Genomic DNA, 1,179 nt, shown 5'->3' with positions numbered 1-1,179 from the left:
TGGCGGGAACTTTAAGGAGACTGCCGGTGATAAACCGGAGGAAGGTGGGGACGACGTCAAGTCATCATGGCCCTTACGGGATGGGCTACACACGTGCTACAATGGCGTATACAGAGTGCAGCGAGACCGCGAGGTGGAGCGAATCACACAAAGTACGTCGTAGTCCGGATTGGAGTCTGCAACTCGACTCCATGAAGTCGGAATCGCTAGTAATCGTAGATCAGAATGCTACGGTGAATACGTTCCCGGGCCTTGTACACACCGCCCGTCACACCATGGGAGTGGGTTGCAAAAGAAGTGGCTAGTTTAACCTTCGGGAGGACGGTCACCACTTTGTGATTCATGACTGGGGTGAAGTCGTAACAAGGTAACCCTAGGGGAACCTGGGGTTGGATCACCTCCTTATCTTGAAGAATTACCATTGATGTTGAGTGTTCACACAAATTGTATGATAACGAAATTAGAAGAAGTCCTAACATGTAAGCTTCGGACGGATAATATAGGTCTGTAGCTCAGCTGGTTAGAGCGCACCCCTGATAAGGGTGAGGTCGGCAGTTCAAGTCTGCCCAGACCTACCAATTTAAGCGATATACTGCGTTAAATTAACACTCATGTGCTGCTACGCACACATCGTATTAATTTGCCTTGTCTCTCACTTAAATGCGTTGTAACTACATGTACACTCTCTTTGAGTATAAAGAGGGGCTATAGCTCAGCTGGGAGAGCGCCTGCCTTGCACGCAGGAGGTCAGCAGTTCGATCCTGCTTAGCTCCACCAATACTTCTTCAATAAAGAAGAAACCAAACCTAAGGTATTCTTTGTTACTACGGTAATGAGAAATAAATTACGTTTGGTTTTTTAAACCAAATTTTTAGCCGAATGCGTGCTAGAAATTGTTCTTTAACAATCTGGAAAGCTGATATAAATACCCGGTGTTTATAAGGCAAAAGACGTGTCGCGCGTTCTAATGCATCACTTATAAATACCAACAGCGAATGAGATAATCTTATCGTTTATCCTCATGAGCTGGTCAGGTTTAACTAAACCCCTTTATTGGGAATATCCTCCTCGGATAGTTTAGGTAAAACTGACGAAACTCTTATTCAAGTATACTCCACATTAATGCAAGTTAATGATGAGTACGTGAAAATGTCAGGCTTTACAATTACTGTGGTTTAG

Annotated in this window: 2 tRNA genes and 1 rRNA gene; all 3 read left to right on the top strand. The window is 44.4% G+C overall.

Annotated features, from left to right (window positions below):
- Nucleotides 1-405, top strand: a 16S ribosomal RNA gene (locus ACSLUO_RS17670); the annotation flags it as partial.
- Between the two features lie 96 nt (nucleotides 406-501).
- A tRNA-Ile gene (locus ACSLUO_RS17665) sits at nucleotides 502-578 on the top strand.
- A gap of 123 nt (nucleotides 579-701) precedes the next feature.
- Nucleotides 702-777: transfer RNA gene (locus tag ACSLUO_RS17660), tRNA-Ala, on the top strand.
- Nucleotides 778-1,179 lie beyond the last annotated feature (402 nt).

The sequence above is a fragment of the Thalassotalea agariperforans genome (genome assembly GCF_053470345.1).
The sequence above is the reverse complement of the archived record's forward strand: the minus strand, read 5'-3'. Positions and strand labels throughout refer to the sequence as shown.